The 20,781-nt window shown below is 70.9% G+C and carries 22 protein-coding genes; 14 read left to right on the forward strand and 8 right to left on the reverse strand.

Annotated features, from left to right (window positions below; genetic code table 11):
* Positions 1-120: 120 nt before the first annotated feature.
* Both RB628_RS12005 and RB628_RS12010 read right to left on the reverse strand, forming a co-directional pair.
* Complete coding sequence (locus tag RB628_RS12005; protein ID WP_318320340.1) at positions 121-1,701, reverse strand: RICIN domain-containing protein; 1,581 nt, start codon at positions 1,699-1,701, stop codon at positions 121-123.
* Between the two features lie 228 nt (positions 1,702-1,929).
* The gene (locus RB628_RS12010; protein ID WP_412180644.1) at positions 1,930-2,859 is read right to left on the reverse strand and encodes an RNA polymerase sigma factor SigF; all 930 of its coding nucleotides are present in this window, start codon (positions 2,857-2,859) and stop codon (positions 1,930-1,932) included.
* 299 nt (positions 2,860-3,158) lie between these two features.
* Here RB628_RS12010 and RB628_RS12015 point away from each other — a divergent pair, with 299 nt between their 5' ends.
* From RB628_RS12015 to RB628_RS12040, 6 genes are all read left to right on the forward strand, one after another.
* Positions 3,159-3,554, forward strand: a complete 396-nt coding sequence (locus RB628_RS12015) for an STAS domain-containing protein (RefSeq protein ID WP_318320342.1) — start codon at positions 3,159-3,161, stop codon at positions 3,552-3,554.
* Positions 3,555-3,736: 182 nt separating this feature from the next.
* Positions 3,737-4,213, forward strand: a complete 477-nt coding sequence (locus RB628_RS12020) for an ATP-binding protein (protein ID WP_318320343.1) — start codon at positions 3,737-3,739, stop codon at positions 4,211-4,213.
* A gap of 137 nt (positions 4,214-4,350) precedes the next feature.
* On the forward strand, positions 4,351-5,091 hold the full coding sequence (locus RB628_RS12025; protein ID WP_318320344.1) for an LPXTG cell wall anchor domain-containing protein: 741 nt from the start codon (positions 4,351-4,353) through the stop codon (positions 5,089-5,091).
* Between the two features lie 37 nt (positions 5,092-5,128).
* Positions 5,129-5,983, forward strand: coding sequence for a hypothetical protein (locus tag RB628_RS12030; protein WP_318320345.1), 855 nt, complete (start codon positions 5,129-5,131; stop codon positions 5,981-5,983).
* Positions 5,980-7,074: a hypothetical protein gene (locus RB628_RS12035; protein ID WP_318320346.1), complete on the forward strand. Its 1,095-nt coding sequence runs from the start codon at positions 5,980-5,982 to the stop codon at positions 7,072-7,074. Before RB628_RS12030 ends, RB628_RS12035 begins: the two co-directional genes overlap by 4 nt.
* Positions 7,071-8,408 carry a hypothetical protein gene (locus tag RB628_RS12040; RefSeq protein ID WP_412180641.1) on the forward strand — a complete coding sequence of 446 codons (1,338 nt, stop codon included), beginning with the start codon at positions 7,071-7,073 and terminating at the stop codon, positions 8,406-8,408. Before RB628_RS12035 ends, RB628_RS12040 begins: the two co-directional genes overlap by 4 nt.
* An 84-nt stretch (positions 8,409-8,492) precedes the next feature.
* Here the strand turns inward: RB628_RS12040 and RB628_RS12045 are convergent, their stop codons facing one another.
* The 3 genes from RB628_RS12045 to RB628_RS12055 are packed head-to-tail and all read right to left on the reverse strand — an operon-like array spanning position 8,493 to position 8,991.
* Positions 8,493-8,681 (reverse strand): hypothetical protein, encoded by a 189-nt coding sequence (locus RB628_RS12045; protein WP_318320347.1) that lies wholly within the window; start codon positions 8,679-8,681, stop codon positions 8,493-8,495.
* The gene (locus RB628_RS12050) at positions 8,678-8,842 is read right to left on the reverse strand and encodes a hypothetical protein (protein WP_318320348.1); all 165 of its coding nucleotides are present in this window, start codon (positions 8,840-8,842) and stop codon (positions 8,678-8,680) included. The genes RB628_RS12045 and RB628_RS12050 overlap by 4 nt, the downstream gene beginning before the upstream one ends.
* Positions 8,839-8,991: a hypothetical protein gene (locus RB628_RS12055; RefSeq protein WP_318320349.1), complete on the reverse strand. Its 153-nt coding sequence runs from the start codon at positions 8,989-8,991 to the stop codon at positions 8,839-8,841. Before RB628_RS12055 ends, RB628_RS12050 begins: the two co-directional genes overlap by 4 nt.
* A gap of 770 nt (positions 8,992-9,761) precedes the next feature.
* Between RB628_RS12055 and RB628_RS12060 the strand changes: the two genes are divergently transcribed.
* Positions 9,762-10,439: a response regulator transcription factor gene (locus RB628_RS12060; protein ID WP_318320350.1), complete on the forward strand. Its 678-nt coding sequence runs from the start codon at positions 9,762-9,764 to the stop codon at positions 10,437-10,439.
* 188 nt (positions 10,440-10,627) lie between these two features.
* Complete coding sequence (locus RB628_RS12065) at positions 10,628-11,899, forward strand: ATP-binding protein (protein WP_318320351.1); 1,272 nt, start codon at positions 10,628-10,630, stop codon at positions 11,897-11,899.
* A 45-nt stretch (positions 11,900-11,944) separates the two neighbouring features.
* Here the strand turns inward: RB628_RS12065 and RB628_RS12070 are convergent, their stop codons facing one another.
* Positions 11,945-12,529, reverse strand: coding sequence for a GtrA family protein (locus RB628_RS12070; RefSeq protein ID WP_318320352.1), 585 nt, complete (start codon positions 12,527-12,529; stop codon positions 11,945-11,947).
* Positions 12,530-12,673: 144 nt separating this feature from the next.
* Between RB628_RS12070 and RB628_RS12075 the strand changes: the two genes are divergently transcribed.
* From RB628_RS12075 to RB628_RS12090, 4 genes are all read left to right on the forward strand, one after another.
* The gene (locus tag RB628_RS12075; RefSeq protein ID WP_318320353.1) at positions 12,674-13,825 is read left to right on the forward strand and encodes a 5-(carboxyamino)imidazole ribonucleotide synthase; all 1,152 of its coding nucleotides are present in this window, start codon (positions 12,674-12,676) and stop codon (positions 13,823-13,825) included.
* A complete protein-coding gene (gene purE, locus RB628_RS12080; protein WP_318320354.1) occupies positions 13,822-14,367 on the forward strand; it encodes a 5-(carboxyamino)imidazole ribonucleotide mutase in 546 nt (181 codons plus the stop codon). The genes RB628_RS12075 and purE overlap by 4 nt, the downstream gene beginning before the upstream one ends.
* A 5-nt stretch (positions 14,368-14,372) precedes the next feature.
* Positions 14,373-15,551, forward strand: a complete 1,179-nt coding sequence (locus tag RB628_RS12085; RefSeq protein ID WP_412180645.1) for a dipeptidase — start codon at positions 14,373-14,375, stop codon at positions 15,549-15,551.
* Positions 15,552-15,711: 160 nt separating this feature from the next.
* Positions 15,712-16,860 (forward strand): dipeptidase, encoded by a 1,149-nt coding sequence (locus tag RB628_RS12090; protein WP_318320356.1) that lies wholly within the window; start codon positions 15,712-15,714, stop codon positions 16,858-16,860.
* Between the two features lie 33 nt (positions 16,861-16,893).
* Here the strand turns inward: RB628_RS12090 and RB628_RS12095 are convergent, their stop codons facing one another.
* Complete coding sequence (locus RB628_RS12095; RefSeq protein WP_318320357.1) at positions 16,894-17,253, reverse strand: VOC family protein; 360 nt, start codon at positions 17,251-17,253, stop codon at positions 16,894-16,896.
* Between the two features lie 96 nt (positions 17,254-17,349).
* On the opposite strand from RB628_RS12095, the gene RB628_RS12100 reads away from it, so the two are divergent.
* Complete coding sequence (locus RB628_RS12100) at positions 17,350-17,859, forward strand: CGNR zinc finger domain-containing protein (protein ID WP_318320358.1); 510 nt, start codon at positions 17,350-17,352, stop codon at positions 17,857-17,859.
* A 156-nt stretch (positions 17,860-18,015) separates the two neighbouring features.
* Here the strand turns inward: RB628_RS12100 and RB628_RS12105 are convergent, their stop codons facing one another.
* Positions 18,016-19,359 carry a UDP-glucose/GDP-mannose dehydrogenase family protein gene (locus RB628_RS12105; protein WP_318320359.1) on the reverse strand — a complete coding sequence of 448 codons (1,344 nt, stop codon included), beginning with the start codon at positions 19,357-19,359 and terminating at the stop codon, positions 18,016-18,018.
* Between the two features lie 223 nt (positions 19,360-19,582).
* Between RB628_RS12105 and RB628_RS12110 the strand changes: the two genes are divergently transcribed.
* The gene (locus RB628_RS12110) at positions 19,583-20,740 is read left to right on the forward strand and encodes an acyl-CoA dehydrogenase family protein (protein ID WP_318320360.1); all 1,158 of its coding nucleotides are present in this window, start codon (positions 19,583-19,585) and stop codon (positions 20,738-20,740) included.
* Positions 20,741-20,781: the final 41 nt, after the last annotated feature.

Below are 20,781 nucleotides of genomic sequence, written 5' to 3' on the forward strand. Positions count from 1 at the left end.
TCGGGTCGCCACCGGTCGCGCGCCGGGTTGCCCACGCGTCCCCGGCCGCTTTTCACTCCCTGCCCGTCCGGGGGGAGTGAATCGCGCCGCCCGTGAAGGAGGTTGGCGGACACGGGCCTTTCAGGTAACGCCCGCCCGCCATCGCTGCCCCGACCCGCCCGTCAGCGCCAAGAAGGTCAGGCCCCCGTCGCCGTCCGGGGTCAGCCCCGTCGCGAAGGCGACCGCCGGGCGGATCACGCCGTCGTCGTCCACGGTGAAGCGCAGGTTGTCGCCGTTGTCGCCGTCCACCGACGCGCACTCCCAGATACCGACGCCGTCGTCCACATCACCCCGGCTGTCCAGGCACAGGCCGGTGTCGGCGGCCGAGCGCAGAACCCCCAGGCCGGCGTCCACACCCCAGCGCTGGGTGTCGGCCGACGCGGAGCAGGGCGCCGTGAGAACGTCCGTGCCCTTCTCCAGCACACCGCCCCGGATGTCCAGGCAGCGTCCCGAGGCGACGTTCACCACCTGGGCGTACGAGGCTCCGGGCGCCCGGAAGACGGGCGTGGCCGTGGGCGTGGGTTTGACCGTGGGAGCCGGGGTCGGTGTCGGAGCCGGAGTGGTGGGCGGCCGTGAAGTCGACGACGACGAAGGGGAGTCGGTGGCCGCCGGCGATGAGGGGACCGGCGCTTCGGGGCTGCCCGGCACGGCGGTGACCGGGAGCGTGCCCGCCGAACCCCGCTGGTCCGGCGAGCCGCCGTCCGGCGACAGCAGCACGATCAGCAGCGGCACCAGCGTCACGCCCAGCACCGCCGAGGCCAGCACGAAGCGCCGACGGGACGGCCGCGCCGGTGACCAGGTCCGGCTGTCGTCCGAGGGGGCGGCGTTGATGCGCGTGACCGTCGGCGCGTCCCTCGCGTACGCCGTGCCGCTCCACGACAACAGGCCCTCACCCAGGGCGGTGCGCGGGCTGTCGCGCAGGGCGGAGAGTTCCTCGTAGGCCACCGAGCAGTGCGGGCAGATGACCATGTGGGAGTTCAGGTCGGTGCTGTGGCGGGGGTTGACCGGGCGGACCGACTCCTCGATCAGCCGGCGGAAGTCCTGGCAGCGCGGGTCCTCCGAGGCGGCCAGCCGGGACCGCAGACAGGCCTGGGCCAGGGCCTGGAGTGCCGAATCCGTCTCGTACGTCACGTCTTCGGGCGTCAGACCGAGGAGCGCGGCGGTCCGGTCCTCGGCTTCGCGTTCCACGGTGCTGTACCAGATGAGGCCCTGTGCACGGGTCGGAAGCGACTGGAAGGGGCCCAGCATGGGCGGGGGCGGCATCGGACGGATGCCGCCCGCCGTGTTCGGTGGGCGCAGTGTGTTCAGAACGAGGAGCAGGCTCGGGTCGAGGCCCGCCGCGCGTTCGTCCGTTGCCCAGGTGGCCGCCAGGTCGGTGGTCAGCAGCAGGAGCTGGTGGCGCCACGGCACGTTCGGCTCGGTACCGCGTGCCGTGTCCCGGGCCGCCGCCGTGAACGCCTGGGCCGCCAACTGCTGTGCCGTGGAGTCGCTCGTCGTGCACAGGCGGGCGTAGGCGAGTACGGACGCGCGGTGCCGGGTACGGAGTTCCTGCAACGCCGGATACGCGGTGGGGGAGTTGGTGCGCAGCAGCTCGGTGAGGCGGGCGTCGGACGCGCCCGCGTACACCCCGAACAGCTCGGTGTCATCGGTGTCCTCGGACATCCGCCTGCCTCCCAGCACCCCCGGCCCCGGTCCCCGTCCTGACGTACCAGCCAGTCTGGGGGCGGTCCCGGTGGCGCAGGGGGCCTTTGGGAAAAGAGAGGAGGGGTTTCCGTAGGTAACCGGAAACCCCTCCCCGACGGGACGCCAGACCTCGCCCCGTCGAGCCCCGACCCGCAGGCCCCGACCGTCAGTCCTGGACAGCCGGTCCCGGCGGCCGGGCCTGGACAGTCAGTCCTCGACCGTCAGGCCCTTCCGCAGGTGCCGCAACGTCCGCGAGAGCAGCCGTGAGACATGCATCTGGGAGATTCCCAGTTCGTCGCCGATCTCCGACTGGGTCATGTTGGCGACGAACCGCAGCGCGAGGATCTGCCGGTCCCGGGGCGGGAGTTCGGCGATCAGCGGCTTCAACGACTCGACGTACTCGATGCCCTCGATGCCGTGATCCTCGTACCCGATGCGGTCCCCGAGGGCGCCCTCGTCGTCCTCCTCGGGCTGCGCGTCGAGTGAGCTGGCGGTGTAGGCGTTCGAGGCCGCCATGCCCTCCAGCACCTCTTCCCTGGAGAGGTCGAGACGCTCTGCCAGCTCGCCCACGGTGGGGGCGCGGTCGAGTTGCTGGGCGAGCTCGTCGCCGGCCCGCGCCAGGTCGAGCCGGAGCTCCTGGAGGCGGCGCGGTACGCGGACCGACCACGACGTGTCCCGGAAGAAGCGCTTGATCTCGCCGACGATCGTCGGCATCGCGAACGTCGGGAACTCGACGCCACGGCTCAGCTCGAAGCGGTCGATCGCCTTGATCAGGCCGATGGTGCCGACCTGGATGATGTCCTCCATGGGTTCGCTGCGCGAACGGAAACGGGAGGCGGCGAACTTGACCAGCGCGAGGTTGAGCTCGACGAGGGTGTTACGGACGTACGCGTGGTCGTGTGTGCCTTCTTCGAGGGACTCCAGCCGCGCGAAGAGGGTCTTGGACAGAGCCCGGGCGTCGACCGCCCCCACCTCGTCGAACGGCGGGATCTCGGGGATCCCGTCCAGGAGGTCCGCAGCGCGCGGGCCCGGGAAATGCTGGTCCAGCTGCTGGGAGTCCGCGTGGGAGTCCGTGTGTTCCGGAGGGGGTGCCGACGTCGCCCTCTGGGTATGCGATGCGTCGAGCCGGGGTGACATGGTGTCCTCCATGGTTCTCGGCATAAGGCTGCCGAAGCCGGTGCGTGTCCTGCGGTGTGCGGCGCCTCCAATGCCGGCCGTGTCGGGTGCGGTGTTTCAAGCCGGCTCGCTCCAGGAACTGGCTCCGTACTAGCCCTACCCGGTTTCCTGAGCCCGCCGCAAGTGCGTTTCATTCCCATATGTCCATATGTGGGCGTTAGTTCAGGTGTCGGAGAGTGTGAGGAAGGCGTAGTGTTCATGGACGTCAGGGGGCGCGAGTGAGCGCCGGGAAGCAGTCAAGGCCTCGGGAGAGAGACGGCATGGACCGCGGGACGGTCGGCAGCGCACAGTCGGGCCGGCTTCTGGTCGAGGTGCGGCGTGAAGGCTCCAGCGCCGTTGTGACTCCGGCGGGTGAGCTGGATCACCACACCGCCGATCTGTTGCGTGAACCACTTGAGGAGTGCCTCGCGAAGGGTCTCGCGCGGCTGGTCGTCGACTGTGCGCGCCTGGAGTTCTGTGACTCCACCGGCCTCAACGTGCTGCTCGGTGCCCGGCTGAAGGCGGAGGCCGCGGGTGGCGGGGTGCATCTCGCCGCGATGCAGCCCGTGGTCGCACGTGTGTTCGAGATCACCGGGGCGGACGCGGTGTTCACCGTGCACGGGTCGCTTGCCGCTGCCCTGGCCGATCAGCCTCCCGAGCCCCCTGAGTCCTCCTAGCCACTTGGCCGAGTTTTCCCGCTCGGCCGCGCGGGCTGTTGAGCGCGATCTTTTTGGGGGGTGTTCTGTCGGTTCCGTCGGGCAGAAGACATCCAGAATGTGCGCACAAGGGCGCGCGTGAAAAACAGTGTTGAAATGACGACCGTGTACGTGAACTGGTGAATCGGTGAGGTGAAGCGCTGATGAGCACCACCCGGCCCGACTCGCCGGGCTCTCCGGAGTCCTCCGAGTCCTGCGGCGCTTCCGGGGGTCGTGAGACCCGCAGCCTGAGTTTCGGCGGCGAGAGCGGTGTCGTTCCGCTCGCCCGTGACTTCGCCAGGCAGGCGCTGTACGCGTGGGGCTGGCTGCCCGCCGCGAGCGCAGACCGGCGGGCAGCCGCCGAGGACGTGCTGCTCGTCGTCTCCGAACTCGTCACCAATGCCTGCCTGCATGCCGAGGGACCGGACGAGATGTGGATCACCTGCGACAACAAGGTGATCCGCGTCGAGGTCTCGGACCGGGGTACGGGTCAGCCCGCCCCGCGTACCCCGCACCGGGCCGGGCGGCCCGGTGGCCACGGGATGTTCATCGTGCAGCGGCTGTGCCTGGACTGGGGGGTCGTACGGACCCCCGGTGTCGCGGGCAAGAAGGTGTGGGCGGAGCTCGGCGCTCCGGCGTAGTTCCCGCCTCTGGCCCGCCGGTGTCGGGTCGATTCTCCGCCGATCCGGTGTGTGCTGTGTCTTCCTTCTCCTGGTCCCCGGGCGTACCTTGACGGCCGATCCGCGATCTGATGTGCCGTCAGGAATGGGGGACGACGATGTCGTACCACCGGACATGCCGCCGAACGCACCCGAAACGAAGCGCCGCGCTCGCGTCCGCCGCGGCTCTGGCCGGATCGGTGGTGCTGCTGGCCGCCCCCGCCGCCCGGGCCGAGGTCGTGGACGTCAACTACCAGTGCAAGACGCCGATCGGCGACAAGAGCGCCCTCTCGCCCATCGACATCAAGGCGGTGGAGAGCGACGGCGGCTACCAGGTCACGATGTCCTGGCAGAAGGGCGTCTCCTCCAGCCCGGTGGAGCTGGGCAAGGGTGCGATGAGCCCGAGCGCCACGATCGAACTGGGCGGCGCGGACAGCGGCACCCTGAACGTCAGCGGGCCCGCGAACGCCGCCGCCGTCCCCGCCGACACCCCGATAAAGATCAGCGACCTGAGCGGCACCTACAAGCCGTCGAAGAGCGGCAAGGTCACCTTCACGGCCGGTGTCCTCACGATCAAGGCCCTCGGCACGACCACCACGTGCACGCCCACCAACGACCCCAAGCCGTCCCTGACCCTCGACGTCACGGTGGGCTCGGGCTCGGGCGGCGGTGACACCGGGGGCACGCAGGGCGGCAGCGGCGGTACGGACACCGGCGCCGAACTCCCGCAGACCGGCCTCGAGGACTCCGTGATCGCGCTGGGCACCCTCGGCGGCACGGTGCTGCTCGCGGGCGCGGCGGGCGTGCTGTGGCTCACGCGCAGGAACCAGGCCGGGCGGCAGCCGACGGCACGCCGCTGAGGACCGTACGAGACCGTACGACATCCGGGAGCCGCCGATGCGTGTCCTCTGCCCCAGCCTCTGCCTTGCCGGCCTCGTCGCGCTGCTGTCGGCGGGTACGCCTGCCGTGGCCGCCGAGGGCTGGTCCGTCGCGCCCCTGGGCACCGGCCGGCCGTACTTCTACGCGGAGGGCACTGCGGGAACGGTTCTCCAGGACACGCTCTCCGTCCGCAACCCGACGAGGCGCACCCTCGACGTGCGCCTGTCCGGCGGCAGCTGGCTCACCTTCGCCGCCCCCGGGGTCGACGTCCCCGCCCGCACCCGCGCCGACGTGCCCTTCACGCTACGCATCCCCGACGGCACCCCGCCCGGCGACCGCACCGCCACGATCACCGCCCGCGCCTCGGGCCGGACCGAGACGCTGCGCGTACGGTTTCGGGTCAGGGGCCCCCGGTTGCCGGCGCTCACGGTCGAGCACGTGACGGTACGCGGCGACCGCATAGCCTACGAGCTGGTCAACCGCGGCACCACCGAACTGACCCCGACGCTCGCCGTCCACGCCGACGGTGTCCTCGGCCCCCTCCTCGACCGGGCCCCGCGCACTCTCCCCGTACGGCTCCCTCCGGGCCGGCGCCTCGCCCTCACCGAACCCTGGTCCGAGTCCGGGCGCCCCGTGTTCGACGCGGTCGACGTACGTCTGACGGTCACGGCGGCGGGCGGGACGGTACGCGACGAGGCGAGCACCTCCGCACGGTTCGTGCCGTGGGACGGGGTGGCGGGGGTCGTGGGGGCGCTGTCGGCGGGCGGCGCCCTGTTGGTCGTACGACGGCTCGGGAGGCGGCGCCGCGAACGCGGCGAACCGCCTTACGGGCGTGAGCGGTTGGCGGACGAGCTGACGGGGGCGATGACGTGAATCGGCGGATTCCCGCACTGGTGGCGGCGCTGGCGCTCGCCGTCCTGCTGTCCGTCTCCCTCGTGCCGACGGTCGCCGCGGCGGCCGACGGGCCGACCGTCAGGGTCTCCAGGTCCGAGGCGGGGACCGGGGGTTCGGTCACCGTGACCGGGACCGGCTGGCGCCCGAAGACGCTGCTGATGATGCTGATCTGCGGCCGGTCCGAGCCGGGCCGGGGAGTGATCGGCGGCACCAACTCCTGTGCCAACGCGGACGGAAGAGCCGTCACCACGGATACGAGGGGCGGCTTCAGCCAGAGCCTGCCGGTGGTCGAACCGCCGGTGCCGTGTCCCTGTGTGGTGCATGTGGCGACGGTGACGGGAGCCTCGGAGGAGGCGGCCGACGCGGTGTTCCAGGTGGCGGGCCACGCGGTCGAACCGTTGCCCGTACAGGAGGGCGCCGGACGTCTCTCCGTTCTCACGGACACGCGGCTCGACGGGTCGAGCGGGCTGCTGACCTGGTTCGGGGCGCCGCCGACGCGGACGCTGGCGCTCACCGTCGGCAACCTCGGTACGGCCGCGGTCAAGGACCCGGTCTTCCAGGTCGGCACCTCCCACGGGGTCTTCGCCCCGCAGTGGGAGGAGCAGCAGTGGCGCGGCACGATCGAGCCGGGCGGAAAGGCGCGCGTCGAGCTGCCGGTGTCCCTGGCGGGCGGGGCGCACGGCGACTACACGGTCTCGCTGAGGTACGGCGGCAAGGTGCTCGCGGAGCAGCCGTGGGGCGTGGGCCGGCCGTGGGGCGTGACGCTGTTCTGGGTCCTGGCGGGTGTCGTCGTACCGGCGGCGCTGTTCCGCGTCGGGATGGCGGTGGTGGACCGGGTACGGCCACGCGGACCGGGCGGACAGCCGTCGGTGCGACGCGGCAGGACGCTGCGGATGCCCGAACTGACGCTGCGCATGCCCAGGCCGGGCGCGCGGGAGGACCGCGACCGGGACCGGCCGGCGACCGCTTCCTCGACCCTGCCGTGGTTCACCCCGGACGCCGACCCCGGCGCGGGCACGGACGCGGGCACTCCGACGACGAACACGACGAAGACGAAGGGGAACACGTGAGAACCCAACGGAGACGGAGCGCGAGTGCGGCAGGGGCCCTGTTGCTGCTCGGCGGAGCGGGCGGTGTCCTGCTGGGCCTGGCCGCGGCGGGGCCCGCCCAGGCCGCCGAGGTGTCGTACGCGACCAGGTGCGTGCCGCCGCCGGCGGCCGGTCTGGAGCCCGTCAACGGCACGACCAAGGTGGAGATCACCGCGCCCGCCACGGCGAAGGTCGGCGACGAGGTGGACGTGGTCTGGAAGTTCACGCAGGCCGCGTCCAGGAACCCGGACCTGATCGACCTCCCGGCCAACTCCGTCCAGCCGAGCGGGGTGTTGAAGGCGGCAGGGGCACAGACCGCCGACGTCGCGATGGTGGGCCCGCGCGAGAACCCGGCGATCCCCAAGGGCGGGGCGATGGTCCTGTCCGACATGAAGGGCAAGCTGAAACTGACGACGGCGGGTGACGTGACGCTGACGCCGGACGCGTACACGATCAACGCCTTCTCGACGGACACGAAGTGCGCGCCGACGGAGACGGTGCAGCCGTCGGTGACGATCAAGGTGACGGCGGGGGACGGCAGTTCACCGTCGACGTCGGCCTCACCGTCCACCTCGGCCTCACCCACGCCGACGCCGACGGATTCCGCGTCCCCGACCCCGACCGGGTCGGACGACGAGAGCGGGTCGCCGAGCAGCACACCGAGTGCGACCGACGGCGGCCAGACGGACTTCACCGGCAAACTCGTGCAGGTCCCGTACAGGTGCGTCACGCCCATCGGCGACAAGGACGTTACCTCCCCCATCCAGATCAACGCCAGGAAGAACGCCGGGAGTTACGACATCACGGTCCAGTTCAAGGGCTCGGTGATGAACAGTCCGGCGGACCTCCCGGCGGACTCGGTGAAGCCCTCCATGGAGGTCGTCCTGGGTGGGTCCGACTCGGGCACGGTCCATGTCGAGGGCCCGGCCAACTCGGAGCCGATCAAGACGGGCGACCCGATGACGATCTCCGACATGACGGGTACGTACAAGCCGGGCGCGACCGGTGAATCGACCCTGTCACCAGGCGTGTTGACGGTGAGCGCCCTCGGCACGACGACCACCTGCACCCCGACCCGGAACATGGTCTCCCTGACCCTGGACACGGAGGAACAGGCGAGCGGAGCGTCGGGCGGGTCCTCGACGTCGGGCGGCACGACGTCCGGCTCCGGCGGTACGTCGACCAGCGGCGGCCTCGCGAACACGGGCGCCGAGGACAACGGGGCCCTGAAGGCGCTCGGGCTGGTAGCCGGAACGGCGGTTCTGCTGGGCGTGGCGGTGTTCACGTTCATGCCGGGGCGCCGGCGCCTGCGCTGAGCGGCGGGGCAGAGCGTCAGGACCCCGCTCCGAAGCGTGTCGTCGGGCGGGGTCCGGCGTTCCCCGCTGCCCCGGACGTGCCGCTCACGTGCTGCTGTGGGCGTCCAGCAGGTGGGCCCGCAGCAGCACGTTCGCGTCGCTGACCGCGCTGTGGTCGAAGGCGGCCCGCGCGGTGTCCCGGCGTACGGCGAGGTCCCGGCACGGCCCGCGGTCGTGCATGGGGACGGGTGGACGGCGCTCCTCGTGCGGGGAGCGGACCTGGCGCGGTGTCACGTCGCGCACCCCTGGCCGTGCGCGTCGTGCTCCCGCAACTCCCTCTCGCAGTCACCGGCTTCGCCCGTACGCCCGGCCTCCTGCGCCGCGTCCCGCTGCGCGGCCAGCGCCTCGCACACGTCGCAGGGCGCCGTCTTCGGCCCGGCGGGCACCGTGGTCACGACGACCACCGGGCGAGCGCCGCCTCCAGCGTGCGCAGCAACTCGGGGGTGGGCGCCGCCCAGCCACGGGACGAGGGGGCGGGGACGATGCGGTGGGCGGGGGCGATAGGGATGCGGCGGGGGAGAAGGGGGAGGGTGTTCGTCGTCATGCGGGTTCACTCCTCGGGTGGGGCGGTGCCGACGTATGCCTGTGCCACGAGCATGACGCGTGAACGGGGTGAAAACGTCGTGGACAGGGCCGGGTTGACACGTTCGGCGGGGCGGATTCCCCGGCGCCCCCGTCCACTGCCGGACGTACGAGCGAAACGGAAAGGGGCCGCCGCGCCCATCCGGACACCGCGGCCCGGTCGCGTACGACCCCGCACAACCGACGTGCGGATAACGTCGGTTGACCCTCGGTTGACGCTGCCCATCAGCCGCTTGACGTTGTCGCGGTACGCCCACACCGCAGCGCCCGCCACCACCGCGAGCGCCGCCTCCAGGGCCACCACAGGGTGGCCAGTCCGCGGGGTGGCCGAAGAAGGACCGTTCGGAACCGGGGGTGCCCGGTGTCAGGGATTCCTCGTCAGGCTGGACGCCATGGGTCGTTCCTTGCCGGTCGGGGCGCACAAAGAAGACCTTCGGCGGAAAAATCACCAAAGGTCCACAGCTGCTGCTAAAGGCGTCCTTTCACCATGCAGCAGTTCACTACCGTAAATGGAAGGACTTGAGGCGTAGATCACAGGTGATGCTTGGGTGTCAGTCGCTCATTCGAAGGTAAGAAGCGGATATTCATCGCAGAGGCACAGGTTCGGGTGCCGGCGTGCGGTGCGTGACCGGCCGCACCGCCGCGGGTGCCCTCGTCCTGGCGTCCGAAGGTAAGAATCAAGAACGCCTGGTCACACCCCAGACGGCGGCCAGAGCGGTCTACCATCAGGGCATGACCCGTGTACTGCTCGCCGAGGACGACGCGTCCATCTCGGAGCCGCTGGCCCGCGCACTGCGCCGGGAAGGTTACGAGGTCGAGGTGCGCGAGGACGGTCCGACCGCGCTCGACGCAGGCATCCAGGGCGGTATCGACCTGGTCGTACTCGACCTGGGACTGCCCGGTATGGACGGCCTCGAAGTGGCCCGCCGGCTGCGTGCCGAGGGACTCACCGTCCCGATCCTCATCCTGACCGCGCGCGCCGACGAGGTGGACACCGTCGTCGGCCTCGACGCGGGTGCCGACGACTACGTCACCAAGCCGTTCCGGCTCGCCGAACTGCTCGCCCGTGTCCGGGCCCTGCTGCGGCGCGGCGCCGCCGAGCCGCAGCAGCCGCCCGCGACGCACGGTGTGCGCATCGACGTCGAGTCGCACCGGGCGTGGATGGGTGAAGAGGAACTCCAGCTCACGGCGAAGGAGTTCGATCTGCTCCGGGTTCTGGTGCGTGACGCGGGGCGGGTCGTCACCCGTGACCAGCTGATGCGGGAGGTCTGGGACACGACGTGGTGGTCGTCGACCAAGACGCTCGACATGCACATCTCCTGGCTGCGGAAGAAGCTGGGCGACGATGCGGCGAACCCTCGGTACATCGCGACTGTCCGGGGCGTCGGTTTCCGGTTCGAGAAGAGTTAGCCGACCACGCGCGTAACGTCCTGGGGCTTGTCCGTCGTGCGGCTCAGGCCTGCGGGGGCTTGTCGCGCCCGCGCGGCCGAAGCCGCATCTCAGGTACAGCCTCGCGCCCCTGAGAGCGCCCCTGCGGGGCGCCCAGGGGCCGGACCCGGGGCATGCTCGTCGTTGGTCAGCCATCGCCCGGAGGGGCCGTGCGTCGTCGTCTCATCCAGTCCACCCTTGCCGTCGTGCTCGTGGTGATCGCCGTCTTCGGTGTGTCCCTCGTCATCGTCGAGACGCGGACCATCAGCGCCAGTGCCCAGGAACGGGTGGACTCCGAGGCCGTGCGGCTGGCCAGCATCGTGGACAGTCGCATCCTCGGCGACGAGCAGATCAACTCCGACGTGCTGCGCGGCCTCGTCACCGGTGACCGGTACGCCGTGGTGCGCATCCCCGGCCGGGCGGCGATCGAGGTCGGGGACAAGCCCTCCGGTGACGTCATCGCGGCCGAGGAGGACGGCGAGGAGGGCGAGACCGTCCGGGTCGAGGAACCCCGCTCCTCCGTGACCCGTGAGGTCGGCCGCACCCTCCTGATCATCGGCGCCGTCGCGCTGCTCGCCGTCATCGCCGCCGTCCTGCTCGCCGTACGGCAGGCGAACCGGCTCGCCTCGCCGCTCACCGACCTCGCCGAGACCGCAGAACGCCTCGGCTCGGGCGATCCGCGCCCCCGTCACAAGCGCTACGGCGTCCCGGAGCTCGACCGCGTCGCGGATGTGCTGGACGCTTCGGCGGAACGCATCGCCCGGATGCTCACCGCGGAACGCCGGCTGGCGGCGGACGCCTCCCACCAGCTGCGTACGCCCCTCACCGCCCTCTCCATGCGCCTGGAGGAGATCACGCTCACCGACGACCCGGACACCGTGAAGGAGGAGGCCACGATCGCGCTCACGCAGGTCGAACGCCTCACGGACGTCGTCGAACGGCTCCTCACCAACTCCCGCGACCCGCGCACCGGCTCCGCCGTCTCCTTCGACCTCGACGAGGTCATCCAGCAGCAGCTCGCCGAGTGGCGCCCCGCCTACCGAAGCGCGGGCCGCGCCATGGTGAGCTCCGGCAAGCGCCATCTGCAGGCCGTCGGCACGCCGGGTGCGGTCGCCCAGGTACTGGCCGCCCTGATCGAGAACTCCCTCATGCACGGTGGTGGCACGGTCGCCCTGCGCACCCGCGTCATCGGCAACCAGGCCGTGATCGAGGTCACGGACGAGGGACCCGGCGTCCCGGCCGACCTGGGCGCGCGGATCTTCGAGCGCGCGATCAGCGGCCGCAACTCCACGGGGATCGGCCTCGCGGTCGCCCGCGACCTCGCGGAGGCCGACGCGGGCCGCCTGGAGATGCTCCAGGCGCAGCCGCCGGTCTTCGGGCTGTTCCTGTCCCGGACCCCGCTGAAGAAGACGCAGGGGGACGAGGAGCGGACGGTCCGATAAACGCCCCGAGGGGCGCGATGCTGGATCGGTGTGCCGGCGGAGCGCTCAGCCGACGCGCTGGCGCTGGTTGCGTCGCTCGGGAATCGTCCGTCCCTCCGGGAGGGACGCCGCCTCCGCCTCCTCCAGGAACGACTCGGCGCTGGCCACAGCCTCACGTGCCGGAAGCGTACGGAACACCCACGTACGGTACGACCAGAACCGGAACAGGGTCGCGACACCGATCCCGACGAACTTGAAGATGTTGCTCTGCAGCGGGCTGTCCATGCCGAAGCCGTACGTCGCCGCGTACAGCACACCGTTCTCGATGACCAGTCCGACCGTGCTGAACAGCAGGAACAGCGTCAGTTCCTTCGTACGGCCGCCCTTGTCACGGTCCCGGTACGTGAAGTAGCGGAAGCCGATGTAGTTCGAGCAGATCGCGACGACCGTGGCGACGACACTGGCGCGGACCACCGGGAGGTCGGTCGTGTGGCGCACCAGGTTGAACACGAGCAGGTTGACGAGAAGCCCCGCCGTGCCCACCGCCCCGAACTTCGCCACCTCGGCTGCGAGCTGGTCGAAGCGCTGGCGTACGGCGCTCCGGGGCGCGGTATGAAGCCCGTCGGAACCACCTTTGGAACCACGTTCCATGGTCTGTCGGCCCCCGTCTGTGGGATCGCAGTGTGGGATTTCGTCAACTCAGCCATGCTAACCACCCCCTCCGGGGCTTGCCTGTGCGCATCGGGTCACAGGCGTGTAATCAGGCCGCGGTGGCCGGGCCGATACTCTTGGAGGGTGACGTTCCCTGTAGTCGGCATGGTCGGCGGGGGTCAGCTCGCTCGTATGACACACGAGGCGGGCATCCCGCTCGGCATCAAATTCAAACTCCTCAGCGACACCCCGCAGGACTCCGCTGCGCAGGTCGTCGGCGATGTCGTCATCGGCGACTACCGCGACCTGGACACGCTGCGCGCGTTCGCGCAGGGGTGCGATGTGATCACTTTCGATCACGAGCACGTCCCGACCGAGCATCTTCGGGCCCTGGAGGCGGACGGCATCCCCGTCCGCCCCGGCCCCGACGCGCTCGTTCACGCCCAGGACAAGGGCGTGATGCGAGCGAAGCTCGACGAGATCGGGGTGCCGTGCCCGCGCCATCGCATCGTGCGCGACGTCGAGGACGTGGTGGCCTTCGCGGCCGAGGGGGACGGCTTCCCGGTCGTCCTCAAGACGGTCCGCGGCGGATACGACGGCAAGGGCGTGTGGGTCGTCCGGTCCGCGGCGGAGGCCGCCGACCCCTTCCGGGCCGGCGTGCCGGTCCTGGCCGAGGAGAAGGTCGACTTCGTACGGGAACTGGCGGCGAACGTCGTCCGCTCCCCGCACGGCCAGGCGGTCGCGTACCCGGTCGTCGAGTCGCAGCAGGTCGACGGCGTGTGCGACACCGTCATCGCCCCGGCGCCCGGCATAGCGGAGGAGCTGGCCCTCCAGGCCGGGGAACTGGCCCTGCGCATCGCCAAGGAACTCGGCGTGGTCGGCCACCTGGCCGTAGAGCTGTTCGAGACCCGCAATGACGACGGGTCTTCTGGTGTCCTCGTCAACGAGCTCGCGATGCGCCCGCACAACTCGGGCCACTGGACCCAGGACGGCGCGATCACCAGCCAGTTCGCCAACCACGTCCGCGCGGTCCTCGACCTCCCGCTCGGCGACCCGCGCCCGCGTGCGAAATGGACGGTCATGGCGAACGTCCTGGGCGGCGACTACCCCGACATGTACTCCGCGTACCTGCACTGCATGGCCCGCGACCCGCAGCTGAAGATCCACATGTACGGCAAGGACGTGAAGCCCGGCCGCAAGGTGGGCCACGTCAACACCTACGGCGACGACCTCGACGACGTGCTGGAACGCGCCCGTCACGCAGCCGGCTACCTGAGAGGCACGATCACAGAATGAGCCCCGTTGCAGGCCCCCTCGTGGGCATCGTCATGGGTTCGGACTCCGACTGGCCAGTCATGGAAGCCGCCGCCCAGGCCCTGGACGAGTTCGAGATCGCGTACGAGGTCGACGTCGTCTCCGCGCACCGCATGCCGCACGAGATGATCGCGTACGGCGAGCAGGCCGCCGAGCGCGGGCTGAAGGCGATCATCGCGGGCGCGGGCGGCGCGGCCCACCTGCCCGGCATGCTGGCGTCGGTGACCCCGCTCCCGGTGATCGGCGTCCCGGTCCCCCTCAAGCACCTCGACGGCCTGGACTCGCTGCTGTCGATCGTGCAGATGCCGGCCGGGGTGCCGGTCGCCACGGTCTCCGTCGGCGGTGCGCGCAACGCGGGCCTGCTGGCGGCCCGCATCCTGGCCTCGCACGACGAGGAACTCCTCGGCCGGATGCGGGAGTTCCAGCAGGAGCTGAACGACCAGGCCACCGAGAAGGGCAAGCGGCTGCGCGCCAAGGTCGAGAGCGGCGCGGGCGGCGGCAGCGGCTTCGGCTTCGGGAAGTGACGTCCGTGAGCTCCCTGGAGCAGGCCCGGGAACTCCTGCGCGAGTTCCCGGTCGTCGACGGCCACAACGACCTCCCGTGGGCGCTGCGCGAACAGGTCCGCTACGACCTCGACGCCCGTGACATCGCCACCGCCCAGAACACCCACCTGCACACCGACATCCCGCGCCTGCGCGAGGGCGGGGTCGGTGCGCAGTACTGGTCGGTGTACGTCCGCTCGGACCTGCCCGACGCGGTGCCCGCGACCCTCGAACAGATCGACTGTGTACGTCAGTTGATCGCGCGGTACGGGAACGAGCTGCGCCCTGCCCTGACGGCCGCCGACATGGAGGCGGGCCGGCGAGAGGGCCGTATCGCCTCGTTGACGGGCGCCGAGGGCGGTCACTCGATCGCCAACTCCCTGGGCACCCTGCGGGGGTTGTACGAGCTGGGCGTGCGCTATCTGACCCTCACCCACAACGACAACGTGGCGTGGGCGGACTCGGCGACGGACGAGCCGGGCGTCGGCGGGCTGTCGGAGTTCGGCCGCGAGGTGGTCCGGGAGATGAACCGCCTCGGCATGCTGGTCGACCTCTCGCATGTCGCCGCGACGACGATGCGGCACGCCCTGGACACGTCCGTCGCGCCGGTGATCTTCTCCCACTCCTCCTCGCGCGCGGTGTGCGACCACCCGCGCAACATCCCGGACGACGTACTGGAACGCCTGCCCGCCAACGGCGGGATGGCGATGGTGACGTTCGTACCGAAGTTCGTGCTCCAGGCGGCCGTCGACTGGACGGCCGCCGCGGACGACAACATGCACGCCCACGGCTTCCACCACCTCGCCACGACCCCCGAGGCGATGAAGGTCCACCGGGTCTTCGAGGAGACGAACCCGCGTCCGGTCGCCACGGTCTCGACGGTCGCCGACCACCTGGACCACATGCGCGAGGTGGCCGGAGTCGACCACCTGGGCATCGGTGGCGACTACGACGGCACGGCGTTCACGCCGGAAGGCCTGAACGACGTCTCCGGTTACCCGAACCTCATCGCGGAACTCCTCGACCGGGGCTGGTCGAAGGGCGATCTCGCCAAGCTGACCTGGGAGAACGCGGTGCGCGTGCTGGGGGCGGCGGAGGACGTGGCGCGGGAGGTGCGGGGAAGAAAAGGTCCGTCCAACGCCACGCTGGAGGAACTGGACGGCTGAGGGACCGGTGCCCCCCCCGATCGCGCCGGAGAGACGACCGTCCGAGGGGCTCTGGTGGGGCGTACCCCCGAACGCCCCACCCACCAGGAAGCCCCCTTCCCGCCGTGCGACGGTGACCGTATTGCGATCACGAGGTAGATCACGACGTACGGAGCCCGTCATGGCCGACCTGCAGGACGAACTGCACACCACAGCCGAGATCGGGGAACTCGACCCGCCCCTCCCCTTGCCGGAGCCCGACGACCGCCCCGACGACCACAGCGCGGCGGAACCCGGCTTCGCGCCCGTCTCCGACCCGGACGCCACCCCCCTCGACCGCGCCCACACCATCCTCGCCGCACACCCCGTCGCCGACGGCTACAGCGGCCTGCCCTGGGCGTTGCGGCACCTGCCCTGGTACGACCTGGAGCTCGGTGAGAGCACCGTCGACACCGATGTGCCCCGGCTGCGACGCGGCCACGTGGGCGCGCTGTTCTGGGCGTTGCACCTGCCCGAGGGGCTCGCCGGTGACCGGGCCGTCGGTGCCACCCTGGAGCAGCTGGACCTGGTCAGGACGGTGACCCGGAGCCACCCCGAGGGGCTGCGTCTCGCGAGTACCCCCGGGCAGGTCACCGACGCCCGCAACTGCGGACGGGTCGCTGTCGTCCTCGGGCCCGCCGCGGCCGCCGCGCTCGACGACTCGATCGCCATCCTGCGCGTCCTGCACTCCCTGGGCCTGCGCGTGCTCACCCTCGCCGGCACGTCCTGGGCGAGCGAGGCGGGGCTCACCCGGTTCGGCGAGGAGGTGGTCCGCGAGATGAACCGGCTCGGTGTGATGGCCGACCTCTCGGGTGCCTCCGCGGCCACCATCCACCGCACCGTCACGATCTCCAAGGCCCCGGTCCTGTGCACCCGCTCCGCGGCCCGCGCCCTGCGCCCCCACCCCGCCAACCTCCCCGACGAGACGCTCGCCGAGCTGGGCGCGGCCGGAGGCCTGTGTCTGGTGCCGCTGACGGCCGAGCAGACCGGGCCCTCCGTCCGTGACGTCGCCGACCATCTCGACCACGTCCGTGCGGTCGCGGGCCCGGAGTGTGTCGGCCTGTCCGGCACGTACGACTCCGGCAGCGCCCACCCCCAGGAGCTCGGTGACGCCTCCTGCTACCCGAACCTGATCGCCGAACTCCTGCGCCGCGGCTGGACCGAGCCCGACATCACCCTCCTCACCTGGGCGAACGTCCAACGCGTCCTGCGCGGCGCCGACTTCACGGCCAAGGCGGCCCAGCAGCGCCGGGAGCCGTCGACGGCGCGGATCGCCGAACTGGACGGCTGACCGGCCTCGGCACTCAGGGGTGCTGGATCGGTGCTAGATCCGGCAGAGGCAGAACGGATGCCCCGCCGGGTCCGCGTAGACCCGGAAGGAGCGGGCCCGGTCCTCCGTCTCCAGCGGCTTCGCGCCCAGCGCGAGCACCTCCCGCTCGGCCGCGTCCAGGTCGGCCACGGACACGTCCAGATGGAACTGCTGCGAGGCGTCGGGCGACGGCCACTTCGGGGGTACGTGACCGGGGGCGGCCTGGAAGGCCAGCGTCGGCCCGTCCGGGATCCGCAGGTCGATCCAGTCCTCCTCGGCCTCGGGCGTGCCGCCCAGCAGCTCGGCGTAGAAGGCGGCGAGCACGCGGGGGTCGGGACAGTCCAGGACGACGGACTCGAGCTTGGCGATGGGCATGGCTTCCTCCGTTGTTACCCGTTGACGGGGTTCATACGGTAACGGTTACCGGATGCCCGTGTATAGGAGGTAACGCCAAGAGGTACCGTCACCGGTATGAGCGAGAACGGGTCCGCGCCCGGAGGGCTGGCCCTCGTGGAGGCCCTGGTGAACACCAGGGACCTGGAACTGGGCAGGGACGCGCTGGACACCGCCGAGGGGCGTGCCGCGTTCGGCATCGAGGAGGTCGGCGCGGGAGAACTGGCGGCCGTGAAGGAGCTGCGGGAGTCCCTGCGGGCCGCCTGCCTCGCACACGCCGGGCATCCACCGCACGACGCCGTCACGCCCCTGGGCCAACTGCTGTCCCGCGCGCCGCTGCTGGTGACCGTCGACGAACGGGACGGCTCGGCCCGCCTGGCCGCCGCCGACCAGGGGCCGCTGCTCTCCCGCGTGGCGGCGGCGGTCGCGGAGGCGCTCACCGACGGCACCTGGCTGCGCCTCAAGGCGTGCGAGCTGCCCGAGTGCCACTGGGCGTACTACGACCGCAGCCCCGCCGGGCGACGGCGCTGGTGCTCCATGTCGGTGTGCGGGGCGCGCGCGAAGATGCGGCGGTACCGCGCCAAGTAGGGGGGTGCGCGCGAAGTGGCCGCCCGGGATGTGGAATGCGCTTCCCGAAGCATGGCGGGGGCGTGGAGAATGGGGCGGGCGCCGGTCCGGCCGACTGAGCCTCGGCCGGACCGGCGTCCTTCCCCGGGGCGGACTCCGTCAGCGGGCAGCCGCCCGTCAGGCGGTCGGGCGCCCCATGGCCCGGTACGTCCACCCGGCCCGCCGCCACACCTCCGGGTCGAGGGCGTTGCGCCCGTCCAGGACGAGCCGGTGGGCCACCGCCTTGCCCAGCGCCGCCGGATCCAGCTCGCGGAACTCCCGCCACTCGGTCAGATGCAGTACGGCATCGGCGCCCCGTACCGCCTCCAGGGCCGTGTCGGCGTACGCCAGCGTCGGGAAGAGCCGGCGGGCGTTGGCCATGCCTTTCGGGTCGTACACCGTCACCTGGCCGCCCTGGAGGTGTATCTGCCCGGCGACGTTGAGGGCCGGCGAGTCACGGACGTCGTCCGAGTCGGGCTTGAAGGTCGCGCCGAGCACCGCGACCCGCTTCCCGAGGAACGGACCGCCGCCCAGCGCCTGCCGGGCCAGCTCCACCATCTGGCCGCGCTGGCGCATGTTGATCGAGTCGATCTCGCGCAGGAAGGTCAGTGCCTGGTCCGCGCCCAGCTCACCGGCGCGCGCCATGAACGCCCGGATGTCCTTGGGCAGGCAGCCGCCACCGAACCCGATGCCGGCCCGCAGGAACTTCCTGCCGATCCGGTCGTCGTACCCGATCGCCTCGGCGAGCATCGCCACATCCCCGTCGGCGGCCTCGCAGACCTCCGCCATGGCGTTGATGAACGAGATCTTGGTGGCCAGGAAGGAGTTCGCGGAGGTCTTCACCAGCTCGGCGGTCGGGAAGTCCGTGACGACGAACGGCGTCCCCTCTCCGATCGGCGTGGCGTACACCTCGCGCAGCAGCTTCTCGGCCCGCTCGCTCCGAACGCCGACGACGATCCGGTCGGGGTGCAGCGTGTCCTGAACGGCGAAGCCCTCGCGCAGGAACTCCGGGTTCCAGGCCAGCTCGGCGTCCGCGCCGGCGGGGGCCAGCCCGGAGATCGTCCGGGCGAGCCGGTCCGCCGAGCCGACGGGCACGGTCGACTTGCCGACGACGAGGGCGGGGGCGGTGAGGTGCGGGGCGAGGGACTCGATCGCGGCATCGACGTACGACATGTCGGAGGCGTACTCGCCGTGCTTCTGCGGGGTGTTCACACAGACGAAGTGGATGTCGCCGAAGGCGGCGACCTCGGCCCAGTCCATGGTGAAGCGCAGCCGGCCGGTGGACCCCTCGATCCCCACGACATGCTTGCGCAGCAGCTCTTCGAGCCCCGGCTCGTACATGGGGGCCTGCGCGCGCCGCAGCAGGTCGATCTTCTCCTCGACGACATCCAGCGCCAGCACCTCGAAACCGAGTTCGGCCATGGCGGCGGCGTGGGTGGCGCCGAGATATCCGGTGCCGATCACGGTGATCTTGAGAGCCATGGGTGCTCCTGGGGTATGGCTTCGGGTGCGGCCTGGGGTGTGGTCGTACGTGCGATGGCGAGCATAGTCGGGGCGTTCGGGGGCCTTTCACCGGGCAGATTTCCCCCGTGTTCTCCCCCTGTCGCCAAGCTCACGTATCACTCCCGTGAGCGGGCCCTTAAAATTTGGGTTACTTAACGGTAGTTAGCCTGCGTCACACAGCGTCTTTGGAGCGTGAGAGACCTTGGCCGGATCGGCTGATTTCGACCTGTACCGCCCGTCCGAGGAGCACGACATGCTCCGGGACGCGATCCGCTCCCTGGCCGAGGCGAAGATCTTGCCGTACGCCGCGGCCGTGGACGAGGAGGCCCGCTTCCCCCAGGAGGCCCATGACGCGCTGGTCGCCAACGACCTGCACGCCGTGCACGTACCGGAGTCGTACGGCGGCGCGGGCGCGGACGCGCTGGCGACGGTGATCGTGATCGAGGAGGTGGCCCGTGTCTGCGCCTCCTCGTCCCTGATCCCGGCGGTGAACAAGCTCGGCTCCCTGCCCGTGATCCTCTCCGGCTCGGAGGAGCTGAAGAAGAGGTACATGACACCGCTCGCCAAGGGCGAGGGCATGTTCTCGTACTGCCTCTCGGAGCCCGACGCGGGCTCGGACGCGGCCGGCATGAAGACGAAGGCGGTCCGCGACGGCGACTTCTGGGTCCTCAACGGCGTGAAGCGCTGGATCACCAACGCGGGCGAGTCCCAGTACTACACGGTCATGGCCGTGACCGACCCCACCAGGCGCAGCAGCGGCATCTCGGCGTTCGTCGTCGAGAAGTCCGACGAGGGCGTCTCCTTCGGGGCCCCGGAGAAGAAGCTCGGCATCAAGGGCAGCCCGACCCGCGAGGTCTACCTGGACAACGTTCGCATCCCGGCCGACCGCATGATCGGCGAGGAGGGCACCGGCTTCGCCACCGCGATGAAGACCCTGGACCACACCCGCGTCACGATCGCCGCGCAGGCGCTGGGCATCGCGCAGGGTGCCCTCGACTACGCCAAGGGGTACGTCAAGGAACGCAAGCAGTTCGGCAAGCCGATCGCCGACTTCCAGGGCATTCAGTTCATGCTGGCCGACATGGCGATGAAGCTGGAGGCGGCTCGTCAGCTGACGTACTCGGCGGCGGCGAAGTCGGAGCGGGGTGACGGCGACCTGACCTTCTTCGGGGCTGCCGCGAAGTGCTTCGCGTCGGACGTGGCGATGGAGGTCACCACGGACGCGGTCCAGTTGCTGGGCGGCTACGGCTACACCCGTGACTACCCGGTGGAGCGCATGATGCGCGATGCGAAGATCACACAGATCTACGAGGGTACGAACCAGGTCCAGCGGATCGTGATGGCCAGGAACCTGCCGTAACCCCATACAGACGTCCGCCCCTGCCCATCGGGCAGGGGCGG

The organism is Streptomyces sp. ADMS (assembly GCF_033441795.1).
In the GTDB taxonomy this organism is placed as follows: domain Bacteria; phylum Actinomycetota; class Actinomycetes; order Streptomycetales; family Streptomycetaceae; genus Streptomyces.